The sequence below is a fragment of the Streptococcus sp. SK140 genome, from assembly GCF_000259525.1.
Taxonomy (GTDB): domain Bacteria; phylum Bacillota; class Bacilli; order Lactobacillales; family Streptococcaceae; genus Streptococcus.
In genome coordinates this window covers 19,831-37,941 of record NZ_AJML01000021.1, presented here as the reverse complement: position 1 = coordinate 37,941, position 18,111 = coordinate 19,831, and the positions used below count along the sequence as shown (strand labels likewise).

The window sequence follows — 18,111 nt, the reverse complement described above, 5'->3', positions numbered from 1 at the left end:
AATAATCTCCTTTATTGATTATAGATATGAGCCAAACTGGCTAAAGTCAAAGACGTTTAAAAATTCTTGTGCTCGTTTGGTTTGTGGATTTGTGAAGAATTCTTGAGCAGTTCCTTCTTCGGCAATCTTCCCTTGGTCGAGGAAGATGATGCGGTCCGCAATGGCTTGGGCAAACTGCATTTCATGGGTTACCAGAATCATGGTACGCCCTTCTTGAGCCAAGTCATTGATAAGTTCCAGAACCTCACGCACCATTTCTGGATCCAGTGAAGCCGTCACCTCGTCAAAAAGAATGATTTCTGGATGCATGAGAAGGGCACGAACGATAGCAACCCGTTGTTTTTGTCCGCCGGATAATTGGCGAGCAAAGCTATGTTGTTTATCCAACAATCCTACACGTTCTAGTAACTGTAAGGCTTCTTGTGTTACTTCTTTCTTGTCGCGTCCTTGAGCCTTGATAGGGCCTAAGATAAGGTTTTGAAGGACATCTAAGTGAGGAAAGAGTTCGTAACTTTGAAAGACCATACCAATCTTTTGACGAACTAGGTGAAAATCTTTTTTATTTTCAACGATGGATTGACCATCCAGCAGGATATCTCCGCCTTGGATAGTTTCTAATCCATTGAGACAGCGAAGTAGGGTACTTTTCCCACAACCAGATGGTCCTAGGATGACGACAACTTCTCCCTTTTTGATATCTAGAGAAAGTCCTTGGAGGATAGGATTGTCTCCGAAGGATTTTTTTAGTTCCTTGATTTCTAAAATAGTTTCAGACATTTAATTCCTCCAATGTTTTTCTAAGTGAGTAGATAGTTTGGAAATAGGGAAGCAAACCGCGAAATACAAGACTAGGATGGTTCCATAAATCCAAAAGGAAGCTGTTGGGATCGTCAAACGATTGCTATCGATAATTTGTTGTCCAACCTTGGTAACCTCAACAACTCCAATCAAAACAACCAAGGAAGTCGTTTTAATCATCCGAGTGACAAGGTTGATGGCTTGTGGAAGTAAACTTCTCAAGACTTGCGGGATGATGATATGGTAGTAGAGTTGCACTTTAGTTAAACCAAGCGCTTGTCCGCTCTCAAACTGATGCTTAGGGAGGGAAGTGATAGCTCCACGAACCAAGTCTCCCATCTCAGCTGTACCCCACAGGGTAAAAACGATAATAGCAGAAGTCTCACCTGAGATATTGATATTAAAGTTTCGAGCCAAACCAAAGTAAACGATGAAGAGAAGCACTAGCTGAGGCATAATCCGGATAAATTCTAGATATAAGCGTGTCAAGAAGCGAATCACTCTAGAATGAGAAGTCATGATAATTCCCATCACCGTTCCGAAAATCATGGATAAGAAGACAGACAGGATTGAAATCCCAATCGTGACGCCCAATCCCTGTAAAATTCTCAGGAGATTATTTCCCTGAAAGAGTACTTGCATTCCCGAATCCTGCATGACGGAGCCTCCTTTCTATCCAACTAAAGACTAGTGAAATAGGTAGAAGCATGATAAGGTAAGCAACCACCAACATAGCTAACGCAATATCTGTCTCATAGTAGAGTCCTATCAAATCCTTAGCAACATACATAAGGTCAGCAAGGGCAACTGCTGAGAAGACAGAAGTTTCCTTAATCAGGAAAATAACATTGGCACTAAAAGATGGTAGAGCCACAGCAGTCGCTTGTGGAAGAACCACGTAGCGAAAGACCTGAAAAGGTGTAAGACCAATGGCTAAACCAATCTCGTGCTGGGTTTGACTGACGGCTTCTAGCCCGCTTCGGAAGGATTCTGCCATATAGGAACCACCTAAGAAGATGAGCCCGACTGTTGCACAGACTTCTGAAGAAAGAACAATCCCTATTCGAGGTAGACCGAAGTAGAGAAAGAAAAGTTGTATCAAAAGGGGTGTATTTCGTGACAATTCTATATAGGCTGTTGCCAACTGTGAGAAAACAGGAAGGCGGTAATGCCGGATGACGCTGACGATGAGTCCCAGCAAAAAAGAACCTAGAATTCCCCAAACTGCAATATGCAAGGTCAGAAAGAATGCCTTTTGATAGAGTGGTAGATATTGTTCAACAATGGACCAATCCAAAAGTAGAACCTCCCATCTAGGAAAATGATACAGTTATTGTAGCATTAAAAGAAAGCTTTGGATAATATGTATTTTTTATTGTTGTGATAAAAAATATTTATAGCGGCGATAAATTTTAAAAATGTGATTTTTGGGTTGACAAATGTAGATTTTAAGAGTATACTGATAACTGTAATTGACAAATGTAGATTTTGGAGGAGATAACCATGCAGATTTCGGATGCAGAATGGCAGGTCATGAAGATTATCTGGATGCAGGGAGAACAGACTAGTACTGATCTCATAAAAGTATTAGAGAAAAGGTTCAGTTGGTCCAAATCCACGATCCAGACACTCTTGGCTCGTTTGGTGGAGAAAGAATGTTTGATTCGGGAAAAACAGGGCAAGTCCTTTGTCTATTCGGCCCTTTTAACGCTAGATGATAGTAGGGGCTTAATGGTTCAGGATATCAAAGACAAGCTTTGTTCTCGAAGGATTAAGCAGTTACTAGCTGATTTGATTGAAGAATGTGACTTTACCCTAGCCGACTTAGAAGGTTTGGAAGAAGTCATTTCTAAGAAAAAAGCGAGTGCTGTAACAGAAGTAAGATGTAATTGTATGTAAAGGAGACGCTATGTTAAATCTATTTGTATCTATTGTTGTTTTAGGAATGATTGCTTTTATCATCTTTTGGTTTTTCAAAAAACCGCAAGAAGATGCTAAGAGAGCCCAGCAAAAAAATGGCTATCAAGAAATTCGAGTGGAAGTCATGGGGGGATACACTCCAGGAACTATTATCCTCAAAAAATCGCAACCAGCTCGTATTATTTTTGATCGAAAAGATCCTTCACCTTGCTTGGACCAAATCGTTTTTCCAGACTTTGGAGTGCATGCAAATCTGCCTATGGGAGACCAATATGTGGTTGAAATCACTCCTGAAGAAGCAGGTGAGTATGGTTTCTCTTGTGGCATGAATATGATGCACGGTAAGATGATTGTAGAATAGGAGAATGATATGACTGAAATTGTAAAAGCAAGCCTTGAAAATGGCGTTCAAAAAATCCGTATCACGGCAGACAAAGGCTACCATCCAGCCCACATTCAACTGCAAAAAGGGATTCCTGCTGAGATTACCTTTCATCGTGTGACACCTTCAAACTGTTATAAAGAGATTCTCTTCGAAGAAGAAGGGATCCTAGAACCAATCGCTCAAGATGAGGAAAAAGTCATTCGTTTTACTCCTCAAGATCTGGGTGAGCATGAATTTTCATGCGGCATGAAGATGCAAAAGGGGACCTACACCGTTGTTGAAAAAACTAAAAAGTCTCTCAGTCTTTTACAGCGTTTTTGGATTACTAGTATTTTTACTGTGCCTCTTGTGATTCTCATGATTGGGATGTCTACAGGAGGAATTAGTCACCAAGTCATGCGTTGGGGCACCTTTTTAGCCACAACACCCATTATGCTGGTAGCTGGAGTTCCATATATCAGAAGCGCCTGGGCTAGTTTTAAAAAGCACAATTCCAACATGGATACATTGGTTGCTCTGGGAACCCTAGTGGCCTATTTCTATAGCTTAGTTGCCCTCTTCACTGGTCTGCCCGTTTACTTTGAAAGTGCTGCATTTATCCTCTTCTTCATTCTTTTGGGAGCAGTTTTTGAGGAAAAAATGCGAAAAAATACTTCGCAGGCAGTCGAAAAATTATTAGACCTACAAGCAAAAACAGCAGAGGTTTTGCGTGATGATGTTTATGTTCAAATACCTCTAGAACAAGTCAAAGTTGGAGATCTCATTCGCGTTCGACCAGGTGAAAAAATAGCTGTTGATGGGATTGTCTTAGAAGGTGAAACGAGTATTGATGAATCAATGGTGACTGGGGAAAGTATTCCAGTCGATAAATCAGTTGGAGATGCTGTCATTGGTTCAACCATCAATAATAGTGGTACGATCATTTTTAGAGCTGAAAAAGTAGGTTCTGAAACCATGTTGGCTCAGATTGTAGACTTTGTGAAGAAAGCTCAAACCAGTCGTGCTCCTATTCAAGATTTGACAGACAAGATTTCTGGAATTTTCGTACCAGCAGTTGTCATTTTAGGACTTCTTACTTTTTGGATCTGGTTTGTTTTTCTTGGTGAAAGTTTTGTAACGTCGCTTCTCTATGGTGTTGCAGTCTTGATTATTGCCTGCCCTTGTGCTCTTGGACTTGCGACACCGACAGCACTCATGGTAGGAACAGGCCGAAGTGCCAAGATGGGGATTCTTCTCAAAAATGGTACAGTTCTACAGGAAATCCAAAAAGTTCAAACGGTTGTTTTTGATAAGACAGGAACCTTGACCGAAGGGAAGCCAGTAGTGACAGATGTTATCGGAGATGAAGGAGAAGTGCTAAGTTTGGCTGCCTCATTAGAAGATGCCTCTCAACACCCTCTAGCTCAGGCAGTTGTCAATCGTGCGTCTGAATTAGGAATCAGTCTTTATCCCGTGGAAAACTTCCAAGCCTTGCATGGAAAAGGTGTGACTGGGATTATTAATGGTAAGCAAGTCTTGCTGGGGAATGCTAAGCTCTTAGCTGACCTTGCTATTCCACATGATTATCAAGAACGATTTGATTTGCTTGAGAAAGAAGCGAAAACAGTTGTCTTCCTATCCGTGGATGGTCAGTTAAAAGGCTTAATTGCCTTGCAGGATGTCCCTAAGGAAAATGCCAAAGAAGCTATTGCTAAATTGAAAAAACGAGGCCTCAGAACGGTCATGCTTACTGGAGATAATGCTGGAGTAGCCCATGCGATTGCAGAGCAAATTGGTATCGAAGAAGTAATCGCAAATGTCTTGCCAGAGGAAAAGGCACATGAAATTCACAAGCTTCAAAAGAATGGGAAATTGGCCTTTGTTGGAGATGGGATCAATGATGCGCCGGCCCTCAGTGTAGCAGATGTCGGAATTGCTATGGGGTCTGGAACAGATATTGCTATCGAATCAGCAGACCTTGTCCTTACAACCAACAATTTACTAGGATTGGCGCGTGCTTTTGATATGAGTAAGAAGACCTTTAATCGTATTCTACTCAATCTTTTCTGGGCTTCTATCTATAACCTCATTGGTATTCCGATTGCAGCAGGAGTCTTTTCAAGTCTTGGTTTGGTGCTCAATCCAGAACTTGCAGGATTAGCCATGGCCTTTAGTTCAGTCTCTGTTCTGATCAGCTCTCTTATGCTTAATTTTACTAAAGTCGATTAATACTCTTCGAAAATCAAATTCAAACCACGTCAGCTTCACCTTGCCGTACTCAAGTACAGCCTGTGGCTAGCTTCCTAGTTTGCTCTTTGATTTTCATTGAGTATAAAAAGGCGGTTTTAACCGCTTTTTTGCTATTCTAAAACAGATTTTCAAAACGTTTTCAATCTGTACTGTAATAGAGAATGAAGTTTTCTGAGCACATTCTTATGAAACTATAAGTAAATGTGATAAATTAGGAGTGTAAATTTACTGAATCGTTTTCAAAAAACATATAAAAGCGCTTTTATTATTCATCAAATTAACTTTTAAGGAGAGTTATCATTATGACTCAAGGGAAAATTACTGCATCTGCAGCAATGCTTAACGTATTGAAAACATGGGGCGTAGACACTATCTACGGTATCCCATCAGGAACACTTAGCTCACTTATGGACGCTTTGGCTGAAGACAAAGATATCCGTTTCTTGCAAGTTCGCCACGAAGAAACAGGTGCTCTTGCAGCGGTTATGCAGGCTAAATTTGGCGGATCTATTGGTGTTGCAGTTGGTTCAGGTGGTCCAGGTGCGACTCACTTGATTAACGGTGTTTACGATGCAGCTATGGATAACACTCCATTCCTCGCTATCCTTGGATCACGTCCAGTTAACGAATTAAACATGGATGCCTTCCAAGAATTAAACCAAAACCCAATGTACAACGGTATCGCTGTTTACAACAAACGTGTAGCTTACGCAGAGCAATTACCAAAAGTAATCGACGAAGCTTGCCGTGCTGCTGTTTCTAAAAAAGGTCCAGCCGTTGTTGAAATTCCAGTAAACTTTGGTTTCCAAGAAATCGACGAAAACTCATATTACGGTTCAGGTTCATACGAACGTTCATTCATCGCTCCTGCTTTGAACGAAGTTGAAATTAACAAAGCAGTTGAAATCTTGAACAATGCTGAACGTCCAGTTATCTATGCTGGTTACGGTGGTGTTAAAGCTGGTGAAGTGATTACTGAATTGTCACGTAAAATCAAAGCACCAATCATCACAACTGGTAAAAACTTCGAAGCTTTCGAATGGAACTACGAAGGTTTGACAGGTTCTGCTTACCGTGTTGGTTGGAAACCAGCCAACGAAGTTGTCTTCGAAGCAGACACAGTTCTTTTCCTTGGTTCAAACTTCCCATTCGCTGAAGTTTACGAAGCATTCAAGAATACTGAAAAATTCATCCAAGTCGATATCGACCCTTACAAACTTGGTAAACGTCATGCCCTAGACGCTTCAATCCTTGGTGATGCAGGTCAAGCAGCGAAAGCAATCCTTGACAAAGTGAATCCAGTTGAATCTACTCCATGGTGGCGTGCAAACGTTAAGAATAACCAAAACTGGCGTGATTACATGAACAAACTCGAAGGTAAAACTGAGGGTGAATTGCAATTGTATCAAGTTTACAATGCAATCAACAAACATGCCGATCAAGACGCTATCTATTCAATCGACGTAGGTGACACTACTCAAACATCTACTCGTCACCTTCACATGACACCTAAGAACATGTGGCGTACATCTCCACTCTTTGCGACAATGGGTATTGCCCTTCCTGGTGGTATCGCTGCTAAGAAAGACAATCCAGATCGCCAAGTATGGAACATCATGGGTGACGGAGCCTTCAACATGTGCTACCCAGACGTCATCACAAACGTTCAATACGACCTTCCAGTTATCAACGTTGTCTTCTCAAATGGTAAATATGCCTTCATCAAGGACAAATACGAAGACACAAACAAACACTTGTTTGGTTGTGACTTCCCTAATGCTGACTATGCGAAAATCGCTGAAGCTCAAGGAGCTATTGGATTTACAGTTGACCGTATCGAAGACATCGACGCAGTCGTTGCTGAAGCTGTTAAATTGAACAAAGAAGGTAAAACTGTTGTTATCGATGCTCACATCACTCCACATCGTCCACTTCCAGTAGAAGTACTTGAATTGGATCCAAAACTTCACTCAGAAGAAGCAATCAAAGCCTTCAAGGAAAAATACGAAGCAGAAGTGCTCGTACCATTCCGCCTCTTCTTGGAAGAAGAAGGGTTGCAATCACGCGCAATCAAATAATTCTGCTCGTCGAAAATCAAATGTAAACTGCGTTATCTTCACCTTGCCGTACTCCAGTACTGCCTGCGGTTCGATGCCTTGTTTATTCTTTGATTTTCTTAGAGCAGAACTTGAAAAGATCGGAGCAATCCGGTCTTTTTATGGAGGATAGTAAATGAATTTAAATCAATTGGATATTATTGTTTCAAATGTTCCCCAAGTCTGTGCTGACTTAGAGCATATTTTGGATAAGAAGGCAGACTATGTTGATGATGGTTTTGCTCAGTTCACGATTGGCAGTCACTGTCTCATGTTATCCCAAAACCATTTGATACCTTTGGAAAATTTTCAGTCAGGAATCATTCTACACATTGAAGTTGAAGATTTGGAACAGAATCAAAAACGTGTGAAAGAATTAGGGATTGAGATTTTACATGGGCCAGTTGTAACTGATTGGGGAACCGAATCCCTGCTAGTAAGTGGCCCTGCTGGTCTAGTGATTGATTTTTATCGTATGAAATAGGACGCTTAGTCATTTGAAGTTAACCATAATGATTCTTAAAAAAGAATGTGCGCATATGAACTATTGAAAGATCGGAGCAATCCGGTCTTTTTCTTTCATTTCTGTTAAAATAAATTCATTAGGATATTTTAAGGAGAAAAATGATGCCAACTACTTTCTTTCTATTATTTGGCTTGATGATGTTAGGCTTTGCTGCTTTTACCTATTTTATGTTTGATTTTTTTATCTTGAGTAATTATAGAAATGCCAAGAGATGTACGGAAAAAACCGAAGGAGTTATTATTAGATACTCTTATGCTCTTTATAACGGGATTAGCCTTCCTGTGGTTGAGTACACTGTTGACGGGAACCAGTACAATGTTGTAGGTCCAAAATTTATTATGGCTATATCAAATACAATCAGTACTCCCTTGGGCTCGGTTGTCTCTGATGTAAAAATGGATAATCTCGAAGATGGTGAAATTCCTCAGATTTTAAGATTCCAGATTTATAGGAACAGTTTTATTTCCTTAACCAAATCACCATTAATGGAACGATTTCCAATTGGAGGGAAAGTTGCCGTTTACTATGATCCTAATAAGCCAAAACATGCCTACGTAGAAAGACCGCTAAAACCAGGACGTTATGCATGGCTGACAGAATGTGCTGTCTATCTCCTTGTTTTTATGATGATTGTCATGGCATTCTTTACGGTGTTTATTCTTCCAAATCTTGTGAACTAATAGTTTCTTGTAGATTTTCTTAAAATTATGAAATCCATATCGTTACTATTTTTATAAAATCTTCTCCCTTCTTTATAAGATAGAAAAAAGAGTTCAATTAGGACTCTTTTTTTGCTATAATGAGGGTGAAAAATCAGACAGGAGATGAAACATGTCAGAACCATTATTTTTAAATTCCGTTATGCAAGAAAAAATCTGGGGAGGTACTAAACTTCGTGATGAGTTTGGCTATGACATCCCGAGCGAAAAGATTGGTGAATATTGGGCAATCTCAGCTCACCCAAATGGTGTTTCCAAGGTAGCCAATGGTCGCTTTGAGGGAATCGACCTAGCTACTTTGTATGCGGAACACCGTGAGTTATTTGGTAACCGTCCAGAGCCAGTATTTCCGCTTTTAACAAAAATCCTTGATGCCAATGACTGGCTCAGTGTTCAAGTCCACCCAGATGATGCTTATGGCCTAGAACATGAGGGCGAACTCGGAAAAACAGAATGTTGGTACATTATTGCTGCAGATGAGGGTTCAGAAATTATTTACGGCCATAACGCTAAGTCAAAAGAAGAACTCCGCCAGCAAATCGAAGATAAAAACTGGGATGCCTTGTTAACAAAAGTTCCTGTAAAAGCTGGAGATTTCTTCTATGTTCCAAGTGGAACCATGCATGCTATTGGAGCAGGTATCTTGATCCTTGAAACGCAACAGTCTAGTGATACAACCTACCGTGTCTATGACTTTGACCGCAAGGATGATAATGGTAACTTGCGCGAGCTTCATCTTGAAAAATCCATCGATGTTCTAAATATTGGTGAGCCTGCTAACAGCCGTCCTGTAACCGTTAAAGCAGACGATTTGCGTTCAACTCTCCTTGTATCCAATGAATTCTTCGCAGTCTACAAGTGGGAAATCACTGGAAAAGTTGACTTTGAAAAAACAGCTGACTATAGCTTGTTGAGTGTCTTAGCTGGTCAAGGGAAACTAATTGTAGACGGTAAGGAATATCCAATTCAAAAAGGTAGCCACTTTATCCTTCCAAGCGATGTTGAAGCTTGGACACTTGAAGGACAAGATTTGGAATTGATTGTTAGTCATCCATAAAAAGAAAGGACCTGAGTTCATTACTCAAGTCCTTTTTTATAGTTACATAAATTGGGCGATAAAGACCACGATGATAATGATTGGGATGATAAAACGAAGAAGGAAGAGCCAGACTTGGAAAAGTCCTTGTTTCCACGGTGTTTCATCAAGATGGAGTTCCTCCATAGCCAATGCTTTTTTGAAAATATATCCTGTAAAGAGAGACAAGCAGAGGGCACCAAAAGGCATGAGGAGATTAGAAACCAAGAAGTCCATGGCATCAAAGAAGGTCTTTCCAAAGATTTGAACGTCTGCCATGACTCCGTAGGATAGGGTTGAAGGGATACCAAATACAAAAGTTAAAACACCTAAAATCATACTCCACTTAGTACGTCTACGATTGTCTTGGTTGGTGATGTTGCCTACATTGATTTCCAGCATTACGACAGAAGAAGTGACTGTCGCAAAGAGGAAAAGCAATAGGAAAAGGATGTAGAAAATACTTCCAAAAGGCATCTTGTCAAAGAGTTGAGGCAAGACAATAAAGAGGAGACTTGGACCACCTTCAGACTGGATGTTAAAGGCTGACATAGCTGGGAAAATAGCTAATCCTGCCATGATGGATACAGAGATGTTCATGGCAACGATGGACATACCTGATTGGACCAGATTGGTTGTCTTATCCAAGTAAGAAGCATAGGTCAACATGGCAGTAACACCGAGCGATAGTGCAAAGAAAGATTGTCCCAGAGCATAGAGGAGTCCGGCGCTTGTCAGTTTTGAAAAGTCAGGTTTGAGGAAGTAAACCACACCTTCCATGGCCTTAGGCAAGCTGAGAGAGCGCCCAATGATAATGACAAAGATGATAAAGAGCAGGGGCATCATAACTTTCGATGCTCTTTCAATCCCTTTTTGAACTCCCTTAGATACGATAAAGATGTTGAGGAAGATGAAGAGGGCTTGGGAACCGAGAGCAATCCATGGATTTGAAATAATATCTGTGAAGAGCTGGGCATAATCACTGCTAATCCCAACTTGGAAGGCTTTAGCAATAGCGATACCTAGATAGACTAAAACCCATCCACCAATAACACTGTAAAAGGATAGGAGGATGAAAAGGGCAAAGGCACCGATCCAACCGATAAAATTGTAGTTCTTGTTATCGCCCAATTTTCCAAAGGTTTTGATTGCTGACACGCCAGCGCTCCGACCAAGGGCAAACTCCGCCAGCAAAAGCGGGAAACCAATTAAAATCGTTGAGATGAGAAAGACCAGTAAAAATCCTCCTCCACCATTGGCAGCGGTCATATAAGGGAATTTCCAAACGGCCCCAAGACCAATAGCAGAACCAGCAGACGCAAGGATGAAGCCCAGTTTCGAGCCCCATTGCGATTTTTCAGACATAGTAAAACTCCGATCTATTTTTTAAAATAAGAAAAGGCTACTTGAGTTGTCAAATAGCCTTCTCTCAATGACTCTTTATGAGCTTTTTATTTGATTGATAGACTTGATTATCCTATCATGATTTTTGAAGTCTGTCAAGAAAATCAATTTTACGTTTTCATAATTCTTAAAAAATACTTGACTCTCCCCAAAGGGGAGGGTATATACTAATTATGTGAGGAGGAAATCATGTACCATATCAAAGAAGCTGCGCAGCTTTCAGGCGTTTCTATCAAAACACTTTACCATTATGATAAGATAGGACTTTTGGTCCCATTAAAGTCAGAAAATGGTTATCGAATCTACAGCCAAGAGGATTTAGAACGACTTCAGGTTATCCTTTATTACAAGTATCTAGGCTTTTCTTTAGAAAAAATAGCAGAGCTATTGAAGGAAGAAAAGACGGACTTGTTACCACATTTGACGAGACAGTTGGATTACCTGACTCGAGAAAGACAACATCTGGATACCTTAATTTCAACCTTACAAAAAACCATTCAAGAACAAAAAGGAGAGAGAAAAATGACCATTGAGGAAAAATTCACTGGATTTAGCTATCAAGACAATCAAAAATACCACCAAGAGGCAGTAGAGAAATATGGCCAAGAAGTCATGGACCAGGCTCTCGAGCGTCAAAAAGGACGAGAGGATGAAGCTACAACAACCTTTAATCAAATCTTTCAAACCTTGGCTCAAAATCTAAAATCTGGTCTGCCGATAACAGCATCTGAAAACCAAGAGGAAGCAGTCAAGCTCTTGCAAGCCATTCGTACCTATGGATTTGACTGCTCTATGGAAGTCTTCGGTCATATCGGAAAAGGCTATGTCTATAATCCAGAGTTTAAGGAAAATATTGACAAATTTGGCCCAGGGACAGCTCAGTACACATCAGATGTTATTGCCCACTATGTAAGCACACAAACTCGATAAAAATCAAAGACCAAGCTAGGACTGACAAAGCCAGTAACAGAAATTTATACTCTTTGAAAATCTCTTCAAACTACGTCAGCTTCACCTTGCCATACTCAAGTAAAGCCTGCGGCTAGCTTTCTAGTTTGCTCTTTGATTTTCATTGAGTATTAGTAGGAGGACACAGACCTAGCTTGAAGATTAGACAAGCTAAAAATCGGCGGAGAGACCTCTGCCGATTTACTGTTATTTGAGTTGGTAAGACCAATCTTCCCCATCCTTATAGTAAAAGAACTCACTGAGGTCTTCTTCCAAAAAAACACGAAGCATATCAGACATATCCTCAGTAGCTAGTTTAAGATGAGATAGATTTTCAAAATCCTCCCACCAGACTTTTCCTTCGTCTGAAGATTGGAGCTCACCAGTAAAGTGTTCAGTTTTGTAAAAGAGGACAACATAGCGATAATCTGCATCATCATACCAGTCTTTGATCCCACAGAGTTGGGGTTTAGAAATGGTCAGACCAGTTTCTTCTTTCACTTCACGAATGACAGCATCGACAAAGGATTCGCCACGTTCAACATGGCCACCAGGAAAGGTAATGCCAGGCCAGTCAGGACTAACTCGGTCTTGAACTAGGACCTTGTCCCCATTTTTAATCAAGCACATGTTGACAAATTCGACTGATTCTCTTCTGTTCATCTTATTTTTCCTATTTTGTTAGTAATTTTTCTACCACGTTTAACTTTCGCATGGTCAGATCAACGCCGAACAGCTTTTCGAGATAGTTGGTATTAAGCTTTTTTCGTTTTGCAGTTCTAGGGAGATAGAGGTAAAGACAATGGTTGCCGATACAAATTTCTTCTTCCCCATAGTCAATATTCAATTTTTCTAATGGTAGACTTTGGATAGCATTCTGGAAAAGAATTATATGTATACGGTCATAAAGATAGTGTTCTCCAAACGGATTTTCTTGGACAATTTTTGTAAAATCACTCTTATTTTTAATGACCATTTTCAAGTCGGCTCCGATTTTTTCTTTTATTAGAGTATGGACTTGTTCTCGTATTTCTTCTATGGCTAAGTCGCTTTCAAGAATAATATTTCCACTTTGAATATAAGTTCGAACGTGTTGAAAACCAGCCTCTGTTAAGATATCTACCAGATAAGACATTTTAGGGATAGCATTTTGTCCATTCGGTGTAACACCTCTCAGTAAAATAATATGTTCCAAAATAGCTCCTTTCTTATCCAATATCTTTAGATACTATATCATTTATAGTTCTAGTTTGAGCCTGCCACCCAGCCGGTACAGAGGGCAGAAGTGATGTTAAATCCCCCCGTATGGGCATTGATATCTAGTACTTCGCCAGCAAAGTGGAGTCCAGGTACTAGCTTACTTTCCAGCGTTTTAGGATTGATTTCCTTGAGACTAACGCCACCTTTAGTTACAAAGGATTTAGCCAATGACATTTTGCCAGTTACAGGGATTTTAAGAGCCTTGATGGACTGGACAAGTTGGTCGCGTTCCTTTTCTGTTAGTTGTTTGACTTTTTCAGGATATCCTTGGACAAAAAATTCTGCCAAGCGTTCAGGGAGTAAAGTTTTTAAGGCATTTTTCAAGGACTTTTCACGGTTCTCTTCTAAAAAGTCAACTAAGTCACCTTCTGAAAGTTGTGGCAAGACATCTAGAGAGAGAATTTCCCCACCCTTGACAAAGCTAGACATGCGTAGCGCAGCAGGACCTGACAAACCAAAGTGGGTAAAGAGTAGGTCATGAGTGATGACATGCTTGCCATAGCTTAGGGTCACATCGTCTAGGGAAATTCCCTGCAAGGCCTTATGCGGGAAATCAGTCAACAATGGACTTTCAGCAGCCTCAAGCTCGGTAATGGTGTGTTTGAAATGTCGGGCGATTTCATGACCAAAACCAGTAGAGCCAGTAGAAGGATAGGATTTTCCACCAGTTGTGACGATGAGTTTATCACAAGTGAAGGTTTGGTCTGCTGACTTAAGGACAAACTGGTCGTCAATCTTTTTAACCGAAACAATCTCTGTTTGAGTGGCAACTTGCCCACCTAGCTCCATGATTTTCTTTTCCAAAGCTTCGATAATGGTTCGAGATTTGTCACTGGCTGGAAAGACGCGGCCATGGTCTTCGACCTTGAGTTTTACGCCATTTTCAGTAAAAAAGTTGATAATATCATGGTTATCAAACTGGGAGAAGACACTGTATAGAAAGCGGCCATTCCCAGGGATGCCAGCTAATAGGTCATCTAGAGTTCCATTATTGGTAACGTTACAGCGACCACCACCAGTACCAGCTAATTTTTTTCCAAGTTTTCGATTTTTTTCGATGAGAAGGGTTTTCTGTCCATAAAAGCTACTGGAAATCGTAGCCATCATACCAGCAGGTCCTCCCCCGATTACAATAGTGTCAAAATGTTTCATAAAAGTATTGTACCATAAAAAAACAAGAGATGATAAGTCATCTCCTGTTTGATTTATTAGTCAATTTCATATCCCATGAGGAGTCCACCTTCTTCTGCATAAAAACTGCAGAGCCCAGAGGTTGGGATAATCTTGATTTCAGCTTGTGGGAATTTTTCACGCAAGAGTTCTGAGAGTTGTTGGCAGAATTTATCATTACTACGGTGAGCCATGACGATACGCCCACCAGCGTAGCCAGCCTTGATTAACTCTTCATAAGCAGCTTGAAGGGACTTCTTAGCACCACGAGCCTTTTGGAGGAGTTCCAAGGTTCCAGTTTCACTTGCTTCCCCGACCATACGAATATTAAGGAGCCCAACAACTGTACCGATCAGCTTACTCAAGCGACCATTCTTAACAAGGTTATCAACCTTAGCGAGAACGAACAATAACTTAGTTTTTTCTTGGTAAGCAGTAATAGCATTAACCACTTCTTCAAAAGAAAGTCCTTGGTCAATCAAATCATTGATTTTCTCAACGATTAGATCAACTTCCCCACCAGCAGACAAACTATCAATGACATGAATCTGAGTATCAGGATGTTCTTCGAGATAGAGATTCTTAGCTAATTGAGCGCTGTTTTGACTACCAGAAAGAGTTCCGGTAATGGTCACTACAAAAATATGGTTTGCACCTTCGAATGCTCGCAAGTAATCATCAGGGCTAGGACAAGCTGATTTTGAAGCTTCAGAAGTTGCATACATGGTTTCCATCATTTTGTCAATATCAAGACTAGCATCGTCAATAAAGACTTGATCAGCCACTTGAATGGTTAAAGGAACACTGATGAATTCAGTATCAATTGCTGGATTTGCCAGTTGACGATAATCACAACCAGAGTCAGCTACAATCTTCCAAGTCATAGAAATTCTCCATCTTTATCACTTATACATTGACAAAGGTTCTGTCTTTTTTTACAATTATATCATGAAAAATCTTAAAACAAAAGTCTCGTCACTCTGTTGTCACAAGTAGAAAGGAAGTGTTATGGCCGAACGAAGAATTTCTGAAAATTCACTTGAAAATCTCAGAAAATCAAACAAAGAATCCAATTTACTGACCAGAGAAGCTATCGAAACAGCTCTTTTGCAACTTTTGGAGAAAAAGGAGTTGACAAAGATTAGCATTTCCGAATTAGTCAAACGTGCTGGTGTTTCTCGTGCAGCCTTTTATCGAAACTATGACTCCAAAGAAGAGATTTTAGAAAGCGTCTTTAAACGCAGTGTCCATAATATCATGGAGCAGCTGAGTCATTATGATGTCAAAACGGATCTCTATCTGGTTTGGGTTCATCTCTTTCGTGAAGCCAGAAAAGAAGCCAAGGTTATTCAGCTTGCCTTGGACTACCACTTGGAAAAAATCTTTGTGCAAGCCATGCAAGAGTTTTTAGAAAAATACTATGGAAAATCAAAAGGAGTCAGCTCTTACCTGCATTCTTTTTGGAGTTCTGCCATCGTATCCGTTTTGCTAAAATGGATCAAGGATGGAATGAAGGTTCCTGCTGAAAAAATCGCAGATTTACGCCTACCATTTTTCAAAAAATAGATCAGGAGGAGAGAAGTTATGACAGAAAAAAGACTGGCTTGGGATGAGTATTTTGCTGCTCAAGCCCTATTGATTGCCAATCGTTCAACCTGTAAACGCGCCAAGGTAGGAGCTGTTTTAGTCAAGGATAATAAGGTTATTTCAACAGGCTATAATGGCTCTGTATCAGGAACGGAGCATTGTATTGACCATGACTGTTTGGTGATTGAGGGCCACTGTGTCCGCACTCTTCATGCTGAGGTTAATGCTATTTTACAAGGAGCCGAACGTGGCGTTCCAAAAGGATTTACAGCTTACGTTACTCATTTTCCTTGTCTTAATTGTACCAAGCAATTACTTCAGGTAGGTTGTGAACGTGTCGTTTATATTAACCAGTACCGTATGGACGACTACGCCCAGTATCTCTATCGTGAAAAAGGGACCGAGTTGACCCATTTACCACTTGAGACAGTACAAGCAGCTCTTCAAGAAGCTAACTTGATTTAAAAATTTAAAAAAAAGATGGTTTAGAAGGATTTTTAGACCATTTTTTGATATAATAAGAAGAATAAATTGAAAGAAGGAATTCAGAAAATGGGAAAACTTGAAGTCATTAATCATCCACTCATTCAACACAAATTGTCAATCTTGCGTCGTACAGACACTTCTACAAAAGCTTTTCGTGAATTAGTAGATGAAATTGCTATGTTGATGGGATATGAAGTACTTCGTGATCTTCCGCTTGAAGATGTTGAAATCGAAACACCTATCACAAAAACAGTTCAAAAACAATTGGCTGGTAAAAAATTGGCAATTGTTCCAATCTTGCGTGCAGGTATCGGGATGGTCGATGGGCTATTGAGCTTGGTTCCAGCAGCCAAAGTTGGACATATTGGTATGTACCGTGACGAAGAAACCCTTCAACCAGTAGAATACTTGGTAAAATTACCTGAAGATATCGACCAACGTCAAATTTTTGTGGTTGACCCTATGCTTGCAACAGGTGGTTCTGCAATCTTGGCTGTTGATTCCCTCAAAAAACGTGGAGCATCAAACATCAAATTTGTCTGCCTTGTATCTGCTCCAGAAGGTGTAAAAGCTCTTCAAGAAGCTCACCCAGATGTAGAAATCTTTACAGCAGCTTTGGATGAACGCTTGAACGAACATGGCTATATCGTTCCAGGTCTTGGTGACGCTGGAGACCGTTTGTTCGGAACTAAGTAAAATTCTAAGCATAAACTAAAACTGTTCATTGGTTTTAGTCTCGAAAGGAGGTTGAATTTTTGTGTCTGTTTTTAGGATAGAGCAAAAATTTGACCTTTTTTGACCAAAAAGATATAATAGATTTGTATTGAGTCGATTGACTAAGAAATTTAGAAATCAGAAGGAGAATTGAATGATTCCTGTAGTTATTGAACAAACAAGTCGTGGAGAACGTTCATATGACATTTACTCACGTCTTTTAAAAGATCGTATCATCATGTTGACTGGACCAGTCGAAGACAATATGGCAAACTCAGTCATCGCCCAATTGCTTTTCTTGGATGCCCAAGATAGTACAAAAGATATTTACCTTTATGTGAACACTCCAGGTGGTTCTGTATCAGCTGGTTTGGCAATCGTTGATACTATGAACTTTATCAAGGCAGATGTCCAAACTATCGTTATGGGAATGGCAGCCTCAATGGGTACAATCATTGCCTCAAGTGGAGCAAAGGGCAAACGTTTCATGCTTCCGAATGCAGAATACATGATTCACCAACCGATGGGTGGTACAGGTGGTGGTACACAGCAAACAGATATGGCGATTGCTGCTGAACACTTGCTTAAAACTCGTAAGACTTTGGAGCAAATTCTTGCAGATAATTCTGGTAAATCAGTTGAGCAAATCCATGCAGATGCTGAACGTGATTACTGGATGAGCGCTCAAGAAACACTTGAATATGGTTTCATTGATGAAATCATGGCTAATAATTCTTTGAATTAATCTTTTGAAGCAAACTCGACTGAGTTTGCTTTTTTTGATATAATAGTAA

General features: G+C 40.2%; 20 protein-coding genes. 12 read left to right on the top strand and 8 right to left on the bottom strand.

Features of this window, described 5'->3' with window-relative positions:
• Window positions 1–18 precede the first annotated feature (18 nt).
• The 3 genes from HMPREF1116_RS05220 to HMPREF1116_RS05210 are packed head-to-tail and all read right to left on the bottom strand — an operon-like array spanning window position 19 to window position 2,095.
• Window positions 19–777, bottom strand: coding sequence for an amino acid ABC transporter ATP-binding protein (locus HMPREF1116_RS05220; RefSeq protein ID WP_000005002.1), 759 nt, complete (start codon window positions 775–777; stop codon window positions 19–21).
• A complete protein-coding gene (locus HMPREF1116_RS05215; RefSeq protein WP_007554985.1) occupies window positions 778–1,455 on the bottom strand; it encodes an amino acid ABC transporter permease in 678 nt (225 codons plus the stop codon).
• Window positions 1,415–2,095, bottom strand: a complete 681-nt coding sequence (locus tag HMPREF1116_RS05210) for an amino acid ABC transporter permease (RefSeq protein WP_000384100.1) — start codon at window positions 2,093–2,095, stop codon at window positions 1,415–1,417. The genes HMPREF1116_RS05215 and HMPREF1116_RS05210 overlap by 41 nt, the downstream gene beginning before the upstream one ends.
• A 206-nt stretch (window positions 2,096–2,301) precedes the next feature.
• Here HMPREF1116_RS05210 and HMPREF1116_RS05205 point away from each other — a divergent pair, with 206 nt between their 5' ends.
• The 7 genes from HMPREF1116_RS05205 to manA all read left to right on the top strand — a co-directional run bounded on the left by HMPREF1116_RS05205 (window position 2,302) and on the right by manA (window position 9,730).
• Window positions 2,302–2,697 carry a CopY/TcrY family copper transport repressor gene (locus HMPREF1116_RS05205; RefSeq protein WP_001167189.1) on the top strand — a complete coding sequence of 132 codons (396 nt, stop codon included), beginning with the start codon at window positions 2,302–2,304 and terminating at the stop codon, window positions 2,695–2,697.
• Window positions 2,698–2,707: 10 nt separating this feature from the next.
• Complete coding sequence (locus HMPREF1116_RS05200) at window positions 2,708–3,079, top strand: cupredoxin domain-containing protein (protein ID WP_000933319.1); 372 nt, start codon at window positions 2,708–2,710, stop codon at window positions 3,077–3,079.
• Window positions 3,080–3,088: 9 nt separating this feature from the next.
• Window positions 3,089–5,311 carry a heavy metal translocating P-type ATPase gene (locus HMPREF1116_RS05195; protein WP_000136334.1) on the top strand — a complete coding sequence of 741 codons (2,223 nt, stop codon included), beginning with the start codon at window positions 3,089–3,091 and terminating at the stop codon, window positions 5,309–5,311.
• A gap of 323 nt (window positions 5,312–5,634) precedes the next feature.
• Window positions 5,635–7,410 (top strand): pyruvate oxidase, encoded by a 1,776-nt coding sequence (gene spxB, locus HMPREF1116_RS05190; RefSeq protein ID WP_000191824.1) that lies wholly within the window; start codon window positions 5,635–5,637, stop codon window positions 7,408–7,410.
• Window positions 7,411–7,564: 154 nt separating this feature from the next.
• A complete protein-coding gene (locus HMPREF1116_RS05185; protein WP_001052659.1) occupies window positions 7,565–7,912 on the top strand; it encodes a VOC family protein in 348 nt (115 codons plus the stop codon).
• 140 nt (window positions 7,913–8,052) lie between these two features.
• A complete protein-coding gene (locus HMPREF1116_RS05180; protein WP_231161332.1) occupies window positions 8,053–8,634 on the top strand; it encodes a DUF3592 domain-containing protein in 582 nt (193 codons plus the stop codon).
• A 151-nt stretch (window positions 8,635–8,785) separates the two neighbouring features.
• Window positions 8,786–9,730: a mannose-6-phosphate isomerase, class I gene (manA, locus tag HMPREF1116_RS05175; RefSeq protein ID WP_001294271.1), complete on the top strand. Its 945-nt coding sequence runs from the start codon at window positions 8,786–8,788 to the stop codon at window positions 9,728–9,730.
• Window positions 9,731–9,772: 42 nt separating this feature from the next.
• Here the strand turns inward: manA and HMPREF1116_RS05170 are convergent, their stop codons facing one another.
• Window positions 9,773–11,113 carry a sodium-dependent transporter gene (locus tag HMPREF1116_RS05170; protein ID WP_007554921.1) on the bottom strand — a complete coding sequence of 447 codons (1,341 nt, stop codon included), beginning with the start codon at window positions 11,111–11,113 and terminating at the stop codon, window positions 9,773–9,775.
• A gap of 228 nt (window positions 11,114–11,341) precedes the next feature.
• Between HMPREF1116_RS05170 and HMPREF1116_RS05165 the strand changes: the two genes are divergently transcribed.
• Window positions 11,342–12,082 carry a MerR family transcriptional regulator gene (locus tag HMPREF1116_RS05165; protein WP_000274759.1) on the top strand — a complete coding sequence of 247 codons (741 nt, stop codon included), beginning with the start codon at window positions 11,342–11,344 and terminating at the stop codon, window positions 12,080–12,082.
• 225 nt (window positions 12,083–12,307) lie between these two features.
• Here the strand turns inward: HMPREF1116_RS05165 and HMPREF1116_RS05160 are convergent, their stop codons facing one another.
• The 4 genes from HMPREF1116_RS05160 to HMPREF1116_RS05145 are packed head-to-tail and all read right to left on the bottom strand — an operon-like array spanning window position 12,308 to window position 15,414.
• Window positions 12,308–12,763 carry an 8-oxo-dGTP diphosphatase gene (locus HMPREF1116_RS05160; RefSeq protein WP_001081772.1) on the bottom strand — a complete coding sequence of 152 codons (456 nt, stop codon included), beginning with the start codon at window positions 12,761–12,763 and terminating at the stop codon, window positions 12,308–12,310.
• Window positions 12,764–12,773: 10 nt separating this feature from the next.
• Complete coding sequence (locus HMPREF1116_RS05155; protein WP_000400057.1) at window positions 12,774–13,295, bottom strand: DUF1697 domain-containing protein; 522 nt, start codon at window positions 13,293–13,295, stop codon at window positions 12,774–12,776.
• Between the two features lie 50 nt (window positions 13,296–13,345).
• Window positions 13,346–14,512, bottom strand: a complete 1,167-nt coding sequence (locus HMPREF1116_RS05150; RefSeq protein ID WP_007554923.1) for an NAD(P)/FAD-dependent oxidoreductase — start codon at window positions 14,510–14,512, stop codon at window positions 13,346–13,348.
• A gap of 56 nt (window positions 14,513–14,568) precedes the next feature.
• Window positions 14,569–15,414 (bottom strand): DegV family protein, encoded by an 846-nt coding sequence (locus HMPREF1116_RS05145; protein ID WP_000219942.1) that lies wholly within the window; start codon window positions 15,412–15,414, stop codon window positions 14,569–14,571.
• A gap of 124 nt (window positions 15,415–15,538) precedes the next feature.
• Between HMPREF1116_RS05145 and HMPREF1116_RS05140 the strand changes: the two genes are divergently transcribed.
• The 4 genes from HMPREF1116_RS05140 to clpP all read left to right on the top strand — a co-directional run bounded on the left by HMPREF1116_RS05140 (window position 15,539) and on the right by clpP (window position 18,062).
• Entirely contained in the window at window positions 15,539–16,096 is a 558-nt protein-coding gene (locus HMPREF1116_RS05140) for a TetR/AcrR family transcriptional regulator (RefSeq protein WP_000840874.1), read from the top strand.
• An 18-nt stretch (window positions 16,097–16,114) separates the two neighbouring features.
• On the top strand, window positions 16,115–16,582 hold the full coding sequence (locus tag HMPREF1116_RS05135) for a deoxycytidylate deaminase (RefSeq protein WP_000136981.1): 468 nt from the start codon (window positions 16,115–16,117) through the stop codon (window positions 16,580–16,582).
• An 87-nt stretch (window positions 16,583–16,669) separates the two neighbouring features.
• Entirely contained in the window at window positions 16,670–17,299 is a 630-nt protein-coding gene (gene upp / locus HMPREF1116_RS05130; protein WP_000517029.1) for a uracil phosphoribosyltransferase, read from the top strand.
• A 172-nt stretch (window positions 17,300–17,471) separates the two neighbouring features.
• Window positions 17,472–18,062, top strand: a complete 591-nt coding sequence (gene clpP, locus HMPREF1116_RS05125; protein WP_000613459.1) for an ATP-dependent Clp protease proteolytic subunit ClpP — start codon at window positions 17,472–17,474, stop codon at window positions 18,060–18,062.
• Window positions 18,063–18,111: the final 49 nt, after the last annotated feature.